Annotated in this window: 1 protein-coding gene; it reads right to left on the minus strand. The window is 38.8% G+C overall.

Annotated elements, in window-relative coordinates; all coding sequences use genetic code 11:
• Positions 1–136: 136 nt before the first annotated feature.
• On the minus strand, positions 137–1,315 hold the full coding sequence (locus FGQ86_RS16110; RefSeq protein ID WP_138305151.1) for an IS110 family transposase: 1,179 nt from the start codon (positions 1,313–1,315) through the stop codon (positions 137–139).
• Positions 1,316–1,546: the final 231 nt, after the last annotated feature.

The raw sequence follows: 1,546 nt of genomic DNA on the forward strand, positions 1-1,546 counted from the left end.
AAATAAGACTAACTATTAAAGAAAGTCAAGTAAAAAAGTGGCAACGACTTTTCGTTGCAATCAGTACCTTGAAAACTGTATGACAATAAGAGCATCTTTGTAGGTGCTCTAAAAAAGAAGTGGTTTATAAAAAGAGTTAAACGGATGCTTTATATGGTTGACCAGACCTTTCCAGTGCAAAGATAGTCCTGACAAGTTTTTTTGCAGCATGAGATAAAGCTACATTGTAATGTTTTCCTTCAGAACACTTTTTCTCAAGATATGCACCGAAAGTTTTGTCCCAATGGCAGACATATTTTGTTGCATTGTATAAGGCATAACGAAGATATCTGGAGCCACGTTTCTCCATATGGGAATGACAGTTATCCAGTTGACCAGATTGATATGTAGAGGGAGACATCCCAGCATAGGCCAGGATCTTATCGGCTGAATCAAAACGATTGAAATCGCCGATCTCGGCAATGATCATTGCTCCCATCCGGTAACTAATGCCGGGAATGGTGAGAATAGGGGATTGGATTTCTTCATCCATGATCTGCTTGATAGCTGTCTCAATTTCATCAATTTCAGAAGTTAGTTCTTGAATGAGTTTAATCGTGTGTTTCAATTCCAGAGATTTTGCAGGCATAACAGAGCCTATAGAACTTCTGGCAGTTTCCCGGAAAAGAACAGCAGTATCTTTTCCGTAATGGCCCTTGGAGGCTTTAGAAAGCAGATTTGTCAGCTTTGTAAGATGAGCGGATGCAACATAAGAAGCACCTGGAAACTCAGACAGCAAAGTATAGACGGATGCCATATGGAGAGTAGGAACAAGTTCTTCAAGTTCAGGAAAAAGGATACAGACAAGCCGGGATATAGATACCTTAAGAGCAGAGCGTTCCTTTACTTTATCAAAACGATATCGAGTCAGTGACTTTAATTCTTCGTTGTGGTAAGATGTGTCTGAGTAGGACTTTAAGTTCACATCAGACATCAGCATAGAAACAATTGTGCGGGCATCGACTTTATCCGTTTTGGTCTGTCTAAGGCTTAGACTTTTTCTGTACAGATTCGTATGTAATGGATTGATAATGTAGGTCGGGAAACCTTTATCTAAGAGATATCCGAGAAGATTGTAACTATAGTGTCCAGTGGCTTCAAGTCCTACTTTTACTTTGTCAACATCGTTCATAACGGATAGAATATTTTGATAGAGTTCAGTAAAACCAGATAGGTTATTGGTGATGGAGAAGGAATGAAAAAGAACTTCGCCATCTGAGTTTGTGATAAAGCAGTCGTGCTTATCTTTAGCAACGTCAATTCCTACAAAAATCATATAGGACCTCCTAAAAATGAATTGATACTGTATTAAGATCCACAGGGCTCTTTGAAATTGTAACCTACTTCTTGATCAACCGTCATGCGGTAACTAACTGATTAACAACCGGACAAAGAGACTGTGGTTGGAGCCTTATTTAAACCATCAAGTGGTAGGAGAAAGAAACCAATCCACAGTATCTTAAAATAGCATAGTCTAACCTGTAGAAAAGGTAAAGAATGACTATGA

Source organism: Clostridium sp. BSD2780061688st1 H5, assembly GCF_005845155.1.
GTDB lineage: Bacteria > Bacillota > Clostridia > Lachnospirales > Lachnospiraceae > Claveliimonas > Claveliimonas intestinigallinarum.

Bases quoted from the DNA above. Each gene is read 5' to 3' on its own strand.
- FGQ86_RS16110 (WP_138305151.1), bottom strand. From the start codon at position 1,315: ATGATTTTTGTAGGAATTGACGTTGCTAAAGATAAGCACGACTGCTTT.